This window comes from Kribbella qitaiheensis (assembly GCF_042657745.1).
Classification (GTDB): domain Bacteria; phylum Actinomycetota; class Actinomycetes; order Propionibacteriales; family Kribbellaceae; genus Kribbella; species Kribbella qitaiheensis.
Window position 1 is genome coordinate 237,547 of record NZ_JBHSKE010000022.1, and the last position, 14,827, is coordinate 252,373.

At 67.7% G+C, this 14,827-nt stretch carries 16 protein-coding genes and 1 pseudogene; 7 read left to right on the top strand and 10 right to left on the bottom strand.

The window, feature by feature from the left end:
- Window positions 1-53 precede the first annotated feature (53 nt).
- Both ACFPJ1_RS19430 and ACFPJ1_RS19435 read right to left on the bottom strand, forming a co-directional pair.
- Window positions 54-542: a VOC family protein gene (locus ACFPJ1_RS19430; protein WP_380105678.1), complete on the bottom strand. Its 489-nt coding sequence runs from the start codon at window positions 540-542 to the stop codon at window positions 54-56.
- 135 nt (window positions 543-677) lie between these two features.
- Window positions 678-3,536: an FAD-binding and (Fe-S)-binding domain-containing protein gene (locus ACFPJ1_RS19435; RefSeq protein ID WP_380105679.1), complete on the bottom strand. Its 2,859-nt coding sequence runs from the start codon at window positions 3,534-3,536 to the stop codon at window positions 678-680.
- Window positions 3,537-3,631: 95 nt separating this feature from the next.
- Between ACFPJ1_RS19435 and ACFPJ1_RS19440 the strand changes: the two genes are divergently transcribed.
- Window positions 3,632-4,003, top strand: a complete 372-nt coding sequence (locus tag ACFPJ1_RS19440; protein WP_380105680.1) for an FCD domain-containing protein — start codon at window positions 3,632-3,634, stop codon at window positions 4,001-4,003.
- A gap of 37 nt (window positions 4,004-4,040) precedes the next feature.
- On the opposite strand, the gene ACFPJ1_RS19445 is transcribed toward ACFPJ1_RS19440, so the two are convergent.
- The 4 genes and pseudogenes from ACFPJ1_RS19445 to ACFPJ1_RS19460 form a co-directional block, all read right to left on the bottom strand.
- Complete coding sequence (locus tag ACFPJ1_RS19445) at window positions 4,041-4,475, bottom strand: VOC family protein (RefSeq protein ID WP_380105683.1); 435 nt, start codon at window positions 4,473-4,475, stop codon at window positions 4,041-4,043.
- A 24-nt stretch (window positions 4,476-4,499) separates the two neighbouring features.
- The gene (locus ACFPJ1_RS19450) at window positions 4,500-5,090 is read right to left on the bottom strand and encodes a TetR/AcrR family transcriptional regulator (protein WP_380105684.1); all 591 of its coding nucleotides are present in this window, start codon (window positions 5,088-5,090) and stop codon (window positions 4,500-4,502) included.
- A gap of 33 nt (window positions 5,091-5,123) precedes the next feature.
- Window positions 5,124-5,381, bottom strand: coding sequence for a hypothetical protein (locus tag ACFPJ1_RS19455; protein WP_380105686.1), 258 nt, complete (start codon window positions 5,379-5,381; stop codon window positions 5,124-5,126).
- Window positions 5,382-5,554: 173 nt separating this feature from the next.
- A pseudogene (locus ACFPJ1_RS19460) lies at window positions 5,555-5,755 on the bottom strand (aldehyde dehydrogenase family protein); the annotation flags it as partial.
- 29 nt (window positions 5,756-5,784) lie between these two features.
- Here ACFPJ1_RS19460 and ACFPJ1_RS19465 point away from each other — a divergent pair.
- On the top strand, window positions 5,785-6,726 hold the full coding sequence (locus ACFPJ1_RS19465; RefSeq protein WP_380105688.1) for a GNAT family N-acetyltransferase: 942 nt from the start codon (window positions 5,785-5,787) through the stop codon (window positions 6,724-6,726).
- Here ACFPJ1_RS19465 and ACFPJ1_RS19470 read toward each other — a convergent pair.
- The 3 genes from ACFPJ1_RS19470 to ACFPJ1_RS19480 are packed head-to-tail and all read right to left on the bottom strand — an operon-like array spanning window position 6,689 to window position 9,276.
- Window positions 6,689-7,570, bottom strand: coding sequence for an SDR family oxidoreductase (locus tag ACFPJ1_RS19470; RefSeq protein WP_380105690.1), 882 nt, complete (start codon window positions 7,568-7,570; stop codon window positions 6,689-6,691). The two genes, ACFPJ1_RS19465 and ACFPJ1_RS19470, sit on opposite strands and share 38 nt — an antisense overlap.
- Window positions 7,571-7,581: 11 nt before the next feature.
- Window positions 7,582-8,571 (bottom strand): NAD(P)-dependent alcohol dehydrogenase, encoded by a 990-nt coding sequence (locus ACFPJ1_RS19475; RefSeq protein WP_380105691.1) that lies wholly within the window; start codon window positions 8,569-8,571, stop codon window positions 7,582-7,584.
- Window positions 8,572-8,616: 45 nt separating this feature from the next.
- Entirely contained in the window at window positions 8,617-9,276 is a 660-nt protein-coding gene (locus ACFPJ1_RS19480) for a TetR/AcrR family transcriptional regulator (RefSeq protein ID WP_380105693.1), read from the bottom strand.
- A 129-nt stretch (window positions 9,277-9,405) separates the two neighbouring features.
- On the opposite strand from ACFPJ1_RS19480, the gene ACFPJ1_RS19485 reads away from it, so the two are divergent.
- From ACFPJ1_RS19485 to ACFPJ1_RS19500, 4 genes are all read left to right on the top strand, one after another.
- The gene (locus ACFPJ1_RS19485; RefSeq protein WP_380105695.1) at window positions 9,406-10,302 is read left to right on the top strand and encodes an ATP-binding cassette domain-containing protein; all 897 of its coding nucleotides are present in this window, start codon (window positions 9,406-9,408) and stop codon (window positions 10,300-10,302) included.
- 87 nt (window positions 10,303-10,389) lie between these two features.
- Complete coding sequence (locus ACFPJ1_RS19490; protein WP_380105696.1) at window positions 10,390-11,229, top strand: hypothetical protein; 840 nt, start codon at window positions 10,390-10,392, stop codon at window positions 11,227-11,229.
- Window positions 11,230-11,328: 99 nt separating this feature from the next.
- A complete protein-coding gene (locus tag ACFPJ1_RS19495; protein WP_380105697.1) occupies window positions 11,329-12,687 on the top strand; it encodes an amidase family protein in 1,359 nt (452 codons plus the stop codon).
- A gap of 28 nt (window positions 12,688-12,715) precedes the next feature.
- Window positions 12,716-13,525: a MerR family transcriptional regulator gene (locus ACFPJ1_RS19500; protein WP_380105698.1), complete on the top strand. Its 810-nt coding sequence runs from the start codon at window positions 12,716-12,718 to the stop codon at window positions 13,523-13,525.
- Window positions 13,526-13,535: 10 nt separating this feature from the next.
- Here ACFPJ1_RS19500 and ACFPJ1_RS19505 read toward each other — a convergent pair whose 3' ends face one another.
- Window positions 13,536-14,246 (bottom strand): TetR/AcrR family transcriptional regulator, encoded by a 711-nt coding sequence (locus ACFPJ1_RS19505; protein ID WP_380105699.1) that lies wholly within the window; start codon window positions 14,244-14,246, stop codon window positions 13,536-13,538.
- Between the two features lie 102 nt (window positions 14,247-14,348).
- Here ACFPJ1_RS19505 and ACFPJ1_RS19510 point away from each other — a divergent pair, with 102 nt between their 5' ends.
- On the top strand, window positions 14,349-14,795 hold the full coding sequence (locus tag ACFPJ1_RS19510) for an MFS transporter (protein WP_380105700.1): 447 nt from the start codon (window positions 14,349-14,351) through the stop codon (window positions 14,793-14,795).
- Window positions 14,796-14,827: the final 32 nt, after the last annotated feature.

Genomic DNA, 14,827 nt, shown 5'->3' on the forward strand with positions numbered 1-14,827 from the left:
TCACCGAAGTCCTGAGACATCACACGCCGACCGCTCAAGCCACGGATCCCGGCTCAGCTCGGGCGGCTCGGGAAGAAGTCGGCGCCTTGGACGTATTCCATCGCCTTGGTCCACGTCGGGTCGCTCAGCCGCTCGACCAGCTGTTCCTCGGTGACGTCCTCGATCCTAGTCTGGATCCAGTAGAGGTTGCCGAAGGGATCGCGGACCCGACCGACCCGGTCGCCGAAGAACAGGTGCGTGACGTCGGTGACCGACGTGCCGCCCGCCTCGACCGCCTGACGATGCACCGCGTCCACGTCTTCGACGTACAGGCGCAGGAAGGACGGAGTCGGCGGCCAGTCCGGCCGGGCATCGAACATCATCACCATCGCGTTCCCGATCCGCATCTCCGCGTGCCCAATGACGCCGTTCTCGTCCGCCAGCCGACTGATCTCCTCGGCGCCGAACGCGCGGCTCAGATAGTCCATCAACCCGGCCGTGTCCTTGCCGATGATCCACGGCGTGACACTCGTGTAGCCCTCGGGAATCGCGTTGACCGTCATCTTTTCCTCCTGCGTTCGGCTTCCTATCCCCAGACGCTACGACCAGTACCGGACAATTTCTGTCCTCTACTGCTTCCGGCCCTGGGAAGCGTAGGTGTCTGGCCGCGGACTTGCGGCGAGCACTCAGCAGCCCAGTTACCTCTTGAGGGCTGCTGCCAGGAGCTCGGCAAGGTGAATCGGATGGCGGTCGGTGGCCTGGGTGATCTGGGTTCGGCAGCTGAAGCCGTCGGCGAGGATGGTGGTGTCGTCGCTTGCCGCGCGGACGGCGGGTAGTAACGCGCGCTCTCCTACAGCTATGGAGACGGTGTAGTGGTTGCGTTCGAAGCCGAAGTTGCCGGCTAGGCCGCAGCAGCCGGCGTCGGGGATGGTGGCAACAATGCCGGCGGCTGCCATCAGGGCTTTGTCGGCGTCGAAGCCTAGGACGGCGTGTTGGTGGCAGTGGGGCTGGACCAGGGCTTCTCCTCCTACCTGTGGCGGTTTCCAGTTCGACTTTGTGAGGAACTCGGCGAGGGTGACGGTGGACTTGGCGGCTGCGTGGGCCAGCGGGTTGTCGCTCAGTAGGTCGGGGGCGTCGTGGCGGAAGGCGGCTGTGCAGCTCGGCTCGAGGCCGATGATCGGCGTACCGGCTGCCAGGTGCGGTGCGAGGATCGCGAGAGAGCGCTTCATGACTCGCTGGGCGACACCGAGCTGACCGGTCGAGATCCAGGTGAGCCCGCAACAGACCCGCTTGTCCGGCAGCATCACCTCGAACCCCGCCGCCTCCAGCACCTCGACGGTCGCCCGCCCAACCTCCGGCGACAGATGGTCGGTGAACGTATCCGGCCAGAGCACCACTTTCCCGCGCTCACCCCGACCATGCTTGCTCCGGGCAAGGAACCAATCCGTGAAGGTCTGCTGCGCAAACTCTGGGACCTCGCGTTCGGGGGCGATTCCGCCGAGGCGCTTGGTCAGTGCGAGGCCGGCAAACCGATTGGCGAGACGCGGAGCGCGGGCGGCCAGTCGTGCCCAGAGAGGTAGCCAGCCCATCGACCAGTGCGACAGGGGTCGGGCCCACGGCCTTCTCGCGTAGTGGTGGTGGGTGAATTCGGCCTTGTAGGTCGCCATGTCCACGTTGACCGGGCAGTCGGAGAGGCAGCCCTTGCAGGACAGGCAGAGATCGAGCGCGTCGCGTACCTCGGTCGACCGCCAGCCATCCGTGACGACGTCCCCTTGGAGCATCTCCCAGAGCAGGTGTGCGCGTCCCCGCGTCGAGTGCAACTCCTCCCGAGTGACCTGATAGCTGGGGCACATCACCCCGCCGGAGGTCTGCCTGCACTTGCCGATCCCGACACAGCGCCGCTGCGCCCGGGCGAAGTCGTGGTCGTCGTCGTGATAGGCGAACACTGTCAGGAGTTCGCGGTCCTTGGCCGGCCCGTCGTGCCGGATGTTCGCGTCCAGTGGCGGTGGATCGACGATAATCCCGGGGTTCATCACCCCGGCCGGATCCCAGATCTCCTTCACCTCGCGGAACAGCCGCACGCCGTCAGCGCCGTACATCCGGGCGAGCAACTCCGACCGCGCGCGCCCGTCGCCGTGCTCGCCGGACACCGATCCACCCAGCCCGACGACGAGGTCGGTCGCTTGCTCGACGAACTCCCGGTACGTCGCGAGGCCGCGCGCGCTGAACAGGTCGAAGTCGATCCGCATATGCATGCAGCCCTCACCGAAGTGCCCGTACGACGCGCCGGACAACCCGTGGCCCGCGAGCAGTTCGTCGAGTCCACGCAAGTAGGCGCCGAGTCGTTCGGGTGGAACGGCAGCGTCCTCCCAGCCACCCCATGCTTCGGCGCCATCGGCCCGGCGGGTCGCGAGTCCGGCGGCATCTGTACGGCAGCGCCAGAGCACTCCCTGCGCGCGAGGATCAGTGACCAGCGAAGCAGTCGCCGGCGAACCCGAATCGCGAAGCTCCTCGAGCATCTTCTCCGCGGCGATCGTGGCGGCGGCCTGATCGCTGCCGCCCAGCTCCACCAGCAGCCAGGCTCGTCCGGCCGGCAGCCCCGCATGGACGGCCGCCTCGCGGACCTCCGCGGGCAGCCGCTCGACGAGATCGCTGTTGATCGACTCCATCGTTAGCGGACCGTGCCGCAACACCACCGGCACGCAATCAGCCGACGTGATCGAGTCGGCGAACCCGAGTACGCAAAGCACCTTTGCCGCAGGCAACGGGGTCAACCGCACAGTCGCCTGCAGCGTCGCCGCGAAGCCTCCTTCGCTCCCGGCCAGCAACCGCGCCACGTCATAGCCGTGCCGAGGCAGCAACCTGTGCAGTGCGTACCCGGAGATCTGCCGGCTGAATTGGCCGAATCTCCGGCCGATCAGCAGCTCGTGCCGGTCCACGAACGCCTGCAGTGCCCGATGGATCTCCCCTTCGCGGCCGGGCCGGGCGGCGTAGTACTCGCGTCCTTTGGTGCCGGGGGCATCGACGGTGAGCCTGGTGCCGTCGGCAAGCACCAGGTCGAGGTCGACCAGGTTGTCCGCGGTGGTGCCCCAGGCAACGGAATGGGCGCCGCAGGCATTGTTCGCGATCATGCCGCCCAGCGTCGCCCGGCTGCCCGACGACGGGTCCGCACCGAACGCCAGCCCGTGCGGTTTCGCGGCGGCCAGCAGGTGGGTCAGAATCACCCCCGGCTCGACCACGGCCGTCTGCGACTCCGCGTCGACGGCCAGGATCCGATTCACGTGCCGCGACGCGTCTATGACGACCCCGCCGATCGCGTTCCCCGCCATCGATGTGCCACCGCCGCGCAACGTCACCGGGGCACCCGCTGCCGCAGTCACCGCCACCGCAGCAGCCAGATCCTCCCGATCAGCCGGTACTACGACCAGATCCGGCACGGCCCGGTAGTTCGACCCATCGGCCGCATAGAGCGCCCGGCTCCTCGCGTCAGCGCCGACGGACCCGCGCAGTTGTCCCCCGAGTTCCCGGGCGAGCCGCGGTACGTCGTACTGGCTCATCGGCGGGAACTCCTGACTGATCGCTGGGGACACCGCGCTCGGGTCAGCATTGTCGACAATCTACCCATTCCGGTGCGGGTCAGCCAGGAGGACAGATGGTCACGGTGGGGCTGCTCTACCCGGGTCACAGCGCGGAGGACGACTACCCGGCGCTCGAGGCCCGGCTCGACGGCGCGGTTCAGCTGCCGGTGGTCATCACCTCGGTCGGCGAGGTGGACATCGCGTTCCACGAGCACCTCGTCCACTTGGCCGGCAGCCCCCGCCTGTCCCGCATGCACCAGACCTTCATCACCGAGACCCGGATGTGCATCCACGCCGCCCTGGAGGAGACCTACTCGGCCTCCGAGGTCCGGGGCGAGGAACACCGAGCCCTGGCCGAAGCCATCAAGACCGGCGACCCGGCCCTCGTCGACCACCTCCTCACCGCCCATATGGACGACGCCATCACCCGCCTGACCATCCGCTGACGCCCGCACCCGTTCGCAGTACAGGTCAATCCCGCAGCTACTGCTGGGCCGGTGCGAAGAGTTCCAGCTGGATGTTGTCGCGGTCGCGGAAGACCAGGATCGAGGCGTACGGCTCGTCGGTGATGGGCGACTGGGTCAGCGGCTTGTCGGCCTGGTCGCTGCGGATGACGCCGTGCGCTTCGAGATGGTCCTGCCACTGCTCGAGGTCGGCGCGGCTGGGCACAGTGAAGCCGGCGTGGTCGAGCCCGGTCCTCGTCTCCGTGCAGAGCTCGCCGCCGTTGGTCTCGTGCCGGTGCAGCGCGATCATCAATTGGTGGTCGGCATCGGCGAGGATCCGCCCGACGCCGCCGGGGTGCGGGACGTCCATCACCGGGTGGACGTCGAACACCGCCCCGTACCACTCGACGCTGCTCTCCAGGTCGGTGACGGTGAGCGCCAGATGATGAAGGCTTGCTGGACTGACTGTGGACATGACTTGCCCCCTTGGTTCGGCGGCTCAGTTCTTCGAGAACTGGGCCAGGAACATCTGCACGACGTCGTCGACGAGCCGGCTCCACCGGTCACCGCCTGGGTCGTTGGCGACCTGCTGATCGACCAGGCCGGTCGTCACGGCGGTCCAGATGTCGAGGTACCGCGGATCGTGCACGCCGTTGCGTGCGAGGAGCTCGCGAGTGACCTCCAGGGCACTGACCGCGAGCTCGTAGGACTCCGGCGACGGCTGGAAGCCGGGCACCGAGCGCTGGAACAGAAGCTGGTAGCGGGGCACGTCCGACACACAGAAGTCGACGAAAGCCCTCGTCTCGGTCAGCAGGTCCCGGCGTGGATCGTCGGTGGCGGGAAGCGAGGCCTTGAGGTCGACGAATTCCTGCGCCGCCTCGGCGAACATCGCGTCGAAGATCGCGTTCTTCGACTCGTAGTACGCGTAGACCGTCGGCGTGGTGATCCCCGCTCGCCTCGCCAGCTCCCGCAACGACAGGGCAGCGAGGCCGTCCTCCCGCACCAGGTCCCACGCGGCCGCCAGGACGGCCGCCCGGGCGTTCTCCCGCCGAGCCTCCCGCCATCCACTCGCCACCGAAGTCTTTACCACAGTTCGAAACATTTGCACACCGTCTAAATCTTGTCAACGCCTCGGCCGGATCCGCGTCAGGCAGAACGCGGTCGGGGTGACGCCGCTGAAGAGCCTGAGGGCGTGCAACTGCTGGAGATTGCCGCGGACGCGGCAGGCCACGCGGCCTGGCGATCGGTTGATGACATCGAGGCCGTTGAGGAGATCCTCGCCGCCGGCGATCGTGCGGAGGACGACGAGGTCGTCGACAGGGTGGGCGAGATCGAGGGAAGGCAGGCTGGAGCAGGGCAGGCCGAGGCCGGGGTGGGACATGGGGTGACTCCCGAAGAGTGCCGAATGCGGTCGATGAGCGACACGACATGCGGGCAGCGGCACTCGCCCCGTAGCTCAGCCGGACCCGGCTAGGCGATCAGGGGTGCCTCAGTGCTGCGCACGTCTTCAGGAGTTGGTTTGCATCGGGACCGACAGTAGCCGGGCGGACGGGGTCAGGCGAACGCGATTCCGATGTACTTGGTCTCGAGGAACTCGTCGATGCCGATCGATCCACCCTCGCGACCGAGGCCGGACTGTTTGACACCGCCGAAGGGATCGGCGGGGTTGGAGACGACACCCTGGTTGAGCCCGACCACGCCGGTCTCGATCGACTCGGCGACCCGGGGGGCGCGGCGGAGGTCGTTGGTGAAGACTCAACCCATCACGCAGTAGCTTTGCGGCCATGACGCTCGCCGCTGGGTTCTCGACTCGACCACTGCACCTGGGCGATGCCAAGGACATGGCGGAGCTCATCTCGGCGTACAGCGTGCGGCTCCTCGGCCGGGTGGGCAGGCCGCTGGCGAACATCGCCAACCAGCTCAGCTCACCCGGCTTCGACCCAGCACTCGATGGCTGGGCCGCGCATGACGAAGCGGGCCGACTGATCGGCTATGCGACCACCAGCAAGCAGGGTGCCGGCGATCGCTTCGACATCGATCTCGTGACGGAGTCGCGGGAGGTTGCGACCTGGCTGCTGACCCAAGCGCTCGATCGGTCCCGGCAGCTCGGCCGCGAGCAGGGCCACGCCGAGGTGACGGTGGGACTCGGCCTGCTCCGCGCCGACCAGCAACTGCTGGAGGTCGTCGCCGAGCAAGGGCTGGCCCAGAGCACCACCTTCCAGCGCCTGCGCATCGACCACCACAGCCCAGTCACCGCTCCCACCTTGCCCGCAGGCGTGTTCCAGCGCACCGGCGAGGACGTCAGCCGCGCCGCTCACCAGATGATGGTCGAGTCGTTCGAAGGCCAGGACGGCGCAACACCGCTCCCGTACGACGACTGGGTCGAAACCCGGGAGAAGCGGACGACCTTCGACTGGTCCCAGCTCACTGTGCTCGAAATCGACGGCCGTGCGGTGGCAGCGATGGAGTGCCGGGACGACTTCCTGGACAGCGACGACTGTGGCTACGTGGGGCGCGTCGGCGTCCTGCCGGAAGCACGCGGACGCGGCCTGGCGAAGTACCTGCTCCAGAACGCCTTCGCCATCGATGCAGCCGCAGGCCGGGCCGGCACGATCCTTCATGTGGACAGCGCCAACCCGACCCCGGCCCTCGGGCTCTACCTGGGAGTCGGCATGCGGCCGATTCTCGTCATCGACGTGTGGACCCGCGTGGTCTCGACGGGCTGACCAGCTCATCGCTGACCTTCCAGAGCCGGGTGGCCGCGGAGAGGTCGTAACTACGCTCGGAGGACTTCTTGGCCTTGCTGTTCGCGAAGTAGAGACCGGTCACGTTCTCCAACTCCGGCGACGATGCCAGGTGGATCGACGTCGCCGCACCCTGAGCAGGCGTCTTCATGAAGGGCCGGAAGAAGGGCACGAACAGCCGCTGGATCCACCCCGGATCCTCAGCGCCGAAGGAGGTGCTGACGACCCCGGGATGTAGGGCGTTCGCGGTGACGCCGTCTCCCTGCAGCCGCCGGGCCAGCTCGTAGCTGAACAGGAGATTGGCCAGCTTCGACTGGTCGTAAGCCCGCGACCCGGAGTACGCCTTCTCCCCTTGCAGGTCGTCGAAATCGATCCGGCCGATCCGTTGTGCGTTGGAGGAGACCGTGACCACCCGCGCCGGCGCGCTCTGTTTCAGCCTGTCCAGCAACAGATTCGTGAGCAGGAACGGCGCTAGGTGGTTGAGGGCGAAGGTCCGCTCGAGCCCATCCGCGGTGACGTGCCGGTTGTCCCAGTAGCCGCCCACGTTGTTGATCAGCACGTCGAGCCGAGGCAACCTCTGCAGCACCTCGTCGGCCAAGCTCCGCACCTCCGCCTGGGACGACAGGTCCGCGACGAACACGTCCACGTCCCCGCCGCCCACGGCCCGGATCTCGCGCGCCGCGCCCTCGGTGCGCTCACGATCCCGGCCGGTGATGGCAACGTGCGCGCCCATCCCGGCCAGGCCCAGTGCGGTCGCCTTGCCGATGCCGCTGGTGGCCCCTGTGATGAGAACCGTTGTACTACGCAACGGCCGGCTGTCGTCCATGTCCCTGCCCGTCAGACCTTGATGGCGATCTTGCCGCGGACCTGGCCGGCTTCGAGCTGACGCATGGCTTCGGCGGCTTCGGCCAGCGGGTAGCTCTTGTCGATGGCCGGCTTGACCTTGCCGGCCTCGATCAGCTCGGTGAGGCGGTCAAGTTCGGCGCCGCGTTCGTTGCCGATGAAGCTGGCGACTCGTTGGCGGGAGAACCAGGAGGTGACCAGGGCGCGGATCTGGCGGCCCATGCCGCCGGTCACCCTGTCGCCCTCCTCGCCGCCGGTGAGGACGGCCGTACCGGTCGGGGTGAGGGCGCGACGCAACCGCGAGAGCTTCGGATTGCCGGCGATGTCGATGATCAGGTCGTAGTGGTTCACGCCGTCGGCGAAGTCTTCCTTGGTGTAGTCGATGACGTGGTCGGCACCGAGTGACCGCACCAGGTCGAGCTTCGCAGTACTGGCCACGCCGGTGACCTCGGCACCGAAGGCCTTCGCCAACTGGACCGCGTAGCTGCCGACGCCACCTGATGCCCCGGTGACCAACACCTTCTGGCCGGCCTGCACCTTGCCGACATCGGTCAGCGCCTGCAGCGCGGTGTGCCCGGAGATCGGAACCACCGCGGCCTCTTCGAACGAGGTGTTCGCCGGCTTGCGAGCCAGCTTGCTCTCCGGCGCAGCGCAGTACTGCGCGAACGATCCGTGGCCGACCCCGTACACCTCATCGCCGGCGGAGAACCTGGTCACGGCCGACCCCACGGCGACAACCGTCCCGGCGAGGGCTCGCCCAGGCACCGGGTTCCTCGGTTTGCGCAGGCCGAAGACGAGGCGCAGCAGGTACGGCTTGCCCGTCATGACGTGCCACGTCCCCCGATCGAGGCCGGCCGCGCCGACCCGGACGAGCGCCTCGCTGTCCTTGATCTCCGGCACCGCGAGCTGCCCGAGTCGCAGTACGTCAGCAGACCCGTAGGCCTCTTGCGTGATCGCTTGGTTGGTGGTGATGGCAGTCGCCATGATTTGCCTTCTCTGCAAGGGTTGCATCGCTGCAAGGGACCGCGGTCACGGATGGGCCGCGGCTTCGAGAGTGTCGATCAGAAGAGCGAGGCCGTACTCGAACTCGGCGCCGAACTTGTAACCCGGTTCGAGAATGTACTCCGTGGTGAACTCGGTCAGGTACGGGTAGTCCTCGGGCGAGTAGGGCAGCATCATCGAATCGACCACGTCCGGGATCACCGACGATTCGTCGAACGGCAGGTTCACCTCCTGCAGCACGAAACCGAAGATGTAGCTGTCGAGCAGTGAGAACGCGTGCGCTGCCATCTGGACCGAGAAGCCGGCCCGCCGGCAGGCACCGATCACCGCGTTGTGGTGCCGCAAGGTCGCCGGGCCCGGCGCCGCGCGGGAGTCCATGATGCTGATCGCCCAGGGGTGACGGGTCAGGGTCGCCCGGGCCGAGCGCGCCCGGTCCCGCATCGCGGGCTTCCACTCGTCACCCTCGACCGGCAGTTCGATCTCGGCGAAGACCAGGTCGACCATCCCGTCGAGGATGTCCTCCTTGTTCTTCACGTGGTGATAGAGCGACATCGCCTCGACGCCGAGCTCCTGCGCGAGCTTGCGCATCGAGAGCGACCCCAGCCCCTCCTTGTCGGCCAGCGCCACGGCGGCCTGCAGAGCTCGCTCCCGAGTCACCGGAACTCGCGCTGCCGTCTTCTTCGCCACGGGTGATCTCTTTCCTTCGTTCGGTTGCTTCCTTGACAACCTTACACCGTAAGTCTAGTGTCAGAGCCAACCTTACAGCGTAAGGTCGCCTTCTCGGAAGGCCCCTGCGAAAGGCATGGAGTGCAGCGCATGATCACCGTCTCCGGACTCACCAAGCACTACGGCAAGCGCCTTGCCGTCCACGACATGACGTTCGAGGTGGCTCCCGGTCGCGTGACGGGATTCGTCGGCCCGAACGGCGCCGGCAAGTCGACGACCATGCGGATGATGGTCGGCCTCACGCGGCCGGACAGCGGCAACGTCAGGTACCACGGCATCGGCTACACCAGCCTGAAGAACCCCGCGCGGATCGTCGGATCGGTTCTCGACGCCCGCTGCATGCACCCCGGACGCACCGCCCGGAATCACCTGCGGGCCACGGCGGCGCTGAGCAGAGTACCGGCGAAGCGGGCCGAGGAGGTCCTGGCCGAGGTCGGGCTGGAGACGGCCGCGGATCAGCGGGCCGGTGGATTCTCCCTCGGCATGCGTCAGCGTCTGGCGCTTGCCGGCGCACTGCTGGGCGATCCCGGAATCCTGCTGCTTGACGAGCCGTCCAACGGTCTGGACCCGGACGGTATCCGGTGGTTGCGCACCTACCTGCGGAACTTCGCCGATCGCGGTGGCACGGTCTTCGTGTCGAGCCACCTGATCGCCGAGCTCAGCATGTTCGCCGATGACCTCGTAGTGGTTGGCGGTGGACAGCTGCTCGCGGCGGAGTCCGTCGACGCGATCACGGCTCGGAGTGCCGGCACCGTGATCGCCGAGACACCTCAGGCCGCGGCGATGGCCGCAGTACTGGCTTCGCATGATGTCCAGGTCGAGATCGAGGGTGACCGGCTGGAGGTGCGAGGGACGACGAAGGCCGCCGTCTCGCAGATCGCCTTCGACCACGGCATCCGCCTGGTCGAGCTGACCGAGACCTCGCGTTCCCTCGAGGACAGCCTGCTCGACCTGACCCGCGCGTCAGCGGAGTTCGCGTCCGCCTGAGTCCTACCGTTCCTGCCGCAGGTCCGCCCACTGCCCATCCCGATACCCAGCCCGACTTCCAGCCGACTGTTCAGTGAAGGACCAGCGATGACTGCCATTCTCTCCACCCCGACCACCACCAGCCCGACCACCATCAGCCAGCCCGACCGGCGCATCGCCGTACGGAGCGGCGCTGACGACTTCAAGGCGTTCCCGGCCGTGCTCAAGAGCGAGTGGATCAAGCTGTCCACCCTGCGGGCGAACCGGGCCATCCTCGCCCTGACCATCCTGGCCGGCGGCTTCACCTCCTGGGCGGTGGCGACACTGATCACCGACGAGGTTCTGGTGGTCTCCGTCGTCTACATCTACTCGACAGTGCTCACCGCGGTGTTCGCCGCGGTCGCCGGGATCCTGCTCTTCACCTCCGAGGCCCAGCACGGCACCCTCGCCACGACCCTGACCGCCCAGCCCGCGCGCTGGGTGATCGCTGCCGCCAAGACGGTCACCGCCACCACGATCGGACTGGTGCTCGGAGCAGGCGGGATGGCTGCCGGGTACGTCGGCGCCGTGGTCGGTGGCCTCGAAATGGGCGACACCTCCGGCATGGCCGCGACAACCCTGTGGGCGCTGCTGTTCACCTCACTGGCCGCGCTCTTCGGCCTGGGCGTCGGGATGGTCGTCCGCCACGGCTCCGGCGCGATCTCGAGCCTGCTGGTCTGGTGGCTCGTCGTCGAGAACCTGCTCACCCTGTTCCTGCCCGCGACCGTCGCCCGCTTCCTCCCGTTCTTCGCGGGCAACGGTCTGCTGGCCATCCAGTCCGACACGGCCACCGCTGACTCGATCGCCGTCGCCCTCACTCGCCCGGAGAACGCATTGCTCTTCGGCGGCTACACCTTCGCCCTCCTGATCATCGGCACCGTTCTCCTCTACCGCCGCGACACGAACTGACCCCAGGCAAAGAACCGGCGCTTTGTGAGGGTGCGACATCCTCGCAAAGCGCCGGTTCTTGTTGACTCTGACACCGTGTCAGGCCGTAGACCTGCCTGTATGACTGAACTGGAGTACTGGACTGCCAGGGAGATCGCGTCGGGGATCCGAGGTGGGGCGGTGTCGTCTCGTGAGGTGACGGCGCGGCTGCTGGAGCGGATCGCGGCGGATTCCACGGTGAACGCGGTGGTGGAGACACGAGCGGAGTTCGCCTTGGCGGCCGCGGCCGCGGCTGATCAAGCAGTTGCGGCGGGTCGTGAGTTGGGGCCGCTGCACGGGGTGCCGATGACGGTGAAGGACAGCTTCAACGTGACCGGACTGCACACGACTTGGGGCAATCCGGCCTTCGCGGATTACGTCGCCGACTGGGATGCCACCGTGGTTGAGCGCCTCGTTGCGGCCGGCGCGATCATCATCGGCAAGAGCAACGTGCCCATGATGCTCGCCGACTTCGGCCAGACCTCCAACGAGGTCTACGGGCGGACGAACAACCCGCACGATCCGACCCGTACGCCGGGAGGCTCGAGCGGAGGTGCCGCCGCGGCATTGGCGGCGGGGATGACGTATCTGGAGTACGGGTCCGACCTGGTCGGGTCGATCCGGCTGCCCGCAAGCTACTGCGGCGTCTACGGGCTCAGGCCTACGACAGGCGTCGTGCCCATGCATGGCTTCCAACCTCCAGGACCTCCAGCGATCCCGACCGAGTTCCCCGAGCTGTCCAGCCTCGGCCCATTGGCACGGTCCGCGGGTGATCTGCGGATCGCTCTGCAGGTCACCGGCGGACCCGCAGTTCCCTACTCCCCCGAGCTTCCCTACTCGTGGAAGCTGCGACCGCCGCGGTACGAGAGGCTCTCCGACTACCGCGTCGGCGTCGTCCTCGATCATGAGCAGGCGCCCCTGACGAGCGAGGTAGGCGCCGCGCTCTCCGACGCCGTGGATGCCCTCAGCAAGAACGGCGTGGAGATCGTCGAGGGCTGGCCCGCAGACGTCGACCCGGTCGGCCAGGCCCAGGCCCTGGGCTTCCAGCTCGGCTTGTTCTTCGCGCTGAACGGCGATAACCCGGACTTCTCGAGCCTGGCCGAGGTGATCGAGCAGGAGCATCGGCGGATCGCGGCGCGAGTCGCCTGGCAGCGCTACTTCGCGGACGTCGACGTGTTCCTCTGCCCGACCAGTTTCACCACAGCCTTCCCTCACGACGAGCGGCCCTTCGAGGAGCGGGCGATCGACGGCACGCCGTACGACGCGCAGGCGTTCTGGATCTCGCACGCCTCCTTGACCGGTCTCCCCGCGCTGAGCATGCCGGTGGCAACGAGCGGGCTGCCGGTCGGAGTACAGGTGATCGGTCCGTGGCATGCGGACGACACTGTGATCACCTTCGCCGAGCTCGCCGCCGACGTCATCGGGCCGGTTGCTGGTTGACTCTGATCGAGACAGACGGGAGCGGGACTTGTTCGCGATCGGAGACTTCGCCAGACACGGGCGGGTGTCGGTGCGGATGTTGCGCCACTACGACGCCATCGGCCTGCTGCGCCCGGCGCACGTGGACGAGGCGACGGGCTACCGCAGCTACGAGGCCGCGCAACTCGCCGAGCTGAACCGGCTCGTCGCGCTGAAGGACCTCGGCTTCACCCTGGAGCAGGTCCGCACGATGCTCGCCGACGAGGTCGGCCTGGTCGAAGTGCGGGCGATGCTCACGCTCCGACGGGCCGAGCTCGAGTCCGAGGTCGCCGAGAGCGCCGCGAGGCTCGCCCAGGTCGAGTCCCGCCTGCGCAGCATCGAGCTCGGCGACGAGGTACCGGCCGTTGTGCTGAAGGATCTTCCGGCCGCCCGGCTGGTCGCATTGTCGAGCACCGCCGCCAGTTTCACGCCGGAGGACATCGGCCCGGTGGTCAATCCACTGTGCGCCGAGCTCGGCCGACGTTTGCCTGAGGCAACGGCTGTCAGGCCGTCCGGGCGACTGACCTGCTGGTACGCAGCCGCCGGCGACGAGGTCGTCATCCACGCCGGCGTGCCCGCGGCCGTCGAGGTCAGAGGTGAGCTCAACGGTCTGCTGGTGGTGGACCTGCCGGCCACCCGCGCCGCGACGATCGTGCACCGCGGCCGGATCGACGCCGTACTGCCCGCCTGGCAGGCGCTGGCCCGCTGGATCGACGACAACGGTCATCGGTCCGGCGGGCCGGCGCGCGAGCTCTACCTGGACTGCCCGGAAGACCCAACGCTCTGGGTCACCGAGTTGCAAGAACCAATCAGGCCTTAGCCGGTTCGAGTTAGGCGGGATCGGCGAAAGAGGCCAGGCCAGCGGTGATCACCTGGATGCCGAACTCGAAGCGTTCGTCGCCGCTCGCGCCGGAGGTCATCGAGGCGGCGAGCGCGACGGTGAAGGGGAACTTCTCGGCCGGCAGCGACTGGAAGAACTGCCGGAGGTCGCCGACGAACTTGGCGATGTCGTCCTCGGTCCACTCCCAGGCCCGCTGCACGCTCTCCTCGAACGCGGTCGCGGTGACATAGAGCGGGATCAGGTCGACGGCCCAGGCGGCCGCCTGGTCGGGAACGTTGCCCGCCTTGAGGATCGCGAGCATCTGCTCCGTGCTCTGCATCGCCCGTTCACCGAGCGGGACCTGCCCGATGGCAGCCCGTGCGACCCCGGGGTAGGCGCGCATCACCTTCAGCATCGAGCGCATACAGTCCTTGAGTTGCTCCTGCCAGTGCTCCGGATCCGGCTCGGCCGGAAACTCCATCCCCTGGGCCGCGCGGTCGACCAGCAGTTGATCCAGTTCCTTCTTGTTCGCGACGTGCGCGTAGAGCGAGGCCGGCCCGGTGTTGAGCGCCTGGGCGACCTTCCGCATCGAGACCGCCTCATACCCCTGGTCGACGAGCAACTCCATCGCCGCGTCGACGATCCGGTCGCGGGTCAGCGGTTCACGGACCGGGCGGGCCGGCTTCTCGGGGCTGATGGGCTGCCACCGCGACTGGTTCATGGCCCCACTGTAGCGAACACCGTACTTGACAGGAACACCGTTCGTCGGTAGAACAGTGTTCGTCAACGAACACTGTTCGCCCATTCGAAAGGGGCGCCATCGATGAGCACCTCAACCACCTCCCCGGCGCAGGTCGATCCACCGGCGCCAGCCGACGCACCGGCGTACAAGTGGCGCTGGATCGTGCTCGGCACCGTGCTGGTCGCCGAGATCATGGACCTGGTCGACGCCACCATCGTGAATATCGCGGCACCGTCGATCCGCGCCGAACTCGGCGGCTCCGAGGCCGCGCTGCAGTGGATGCTGGCCGGCTACACGCTCGCGTTCGCGATCGGGCTGATCAGCTTCGGCCGGCTCGGCGACCTGGTCGGGCGGCGCCGGCTTTTCGTGATCGGCGCGGTCGGCTTCACCGTCGCCTCCGCGATCTGCGGGCTCGCCACCTCACCGGAGATGCTGATCGGCAGCCGGGTCGCGCAAGGACTGCTCGGCGCAGTGATGATCCCGCAGGGTTTCGGGCTCTTCACGATCCAGGGTGTAGTCGGGGCCTGAAGCCACCGGTCTCGAGGAGTGATCTGGCGATG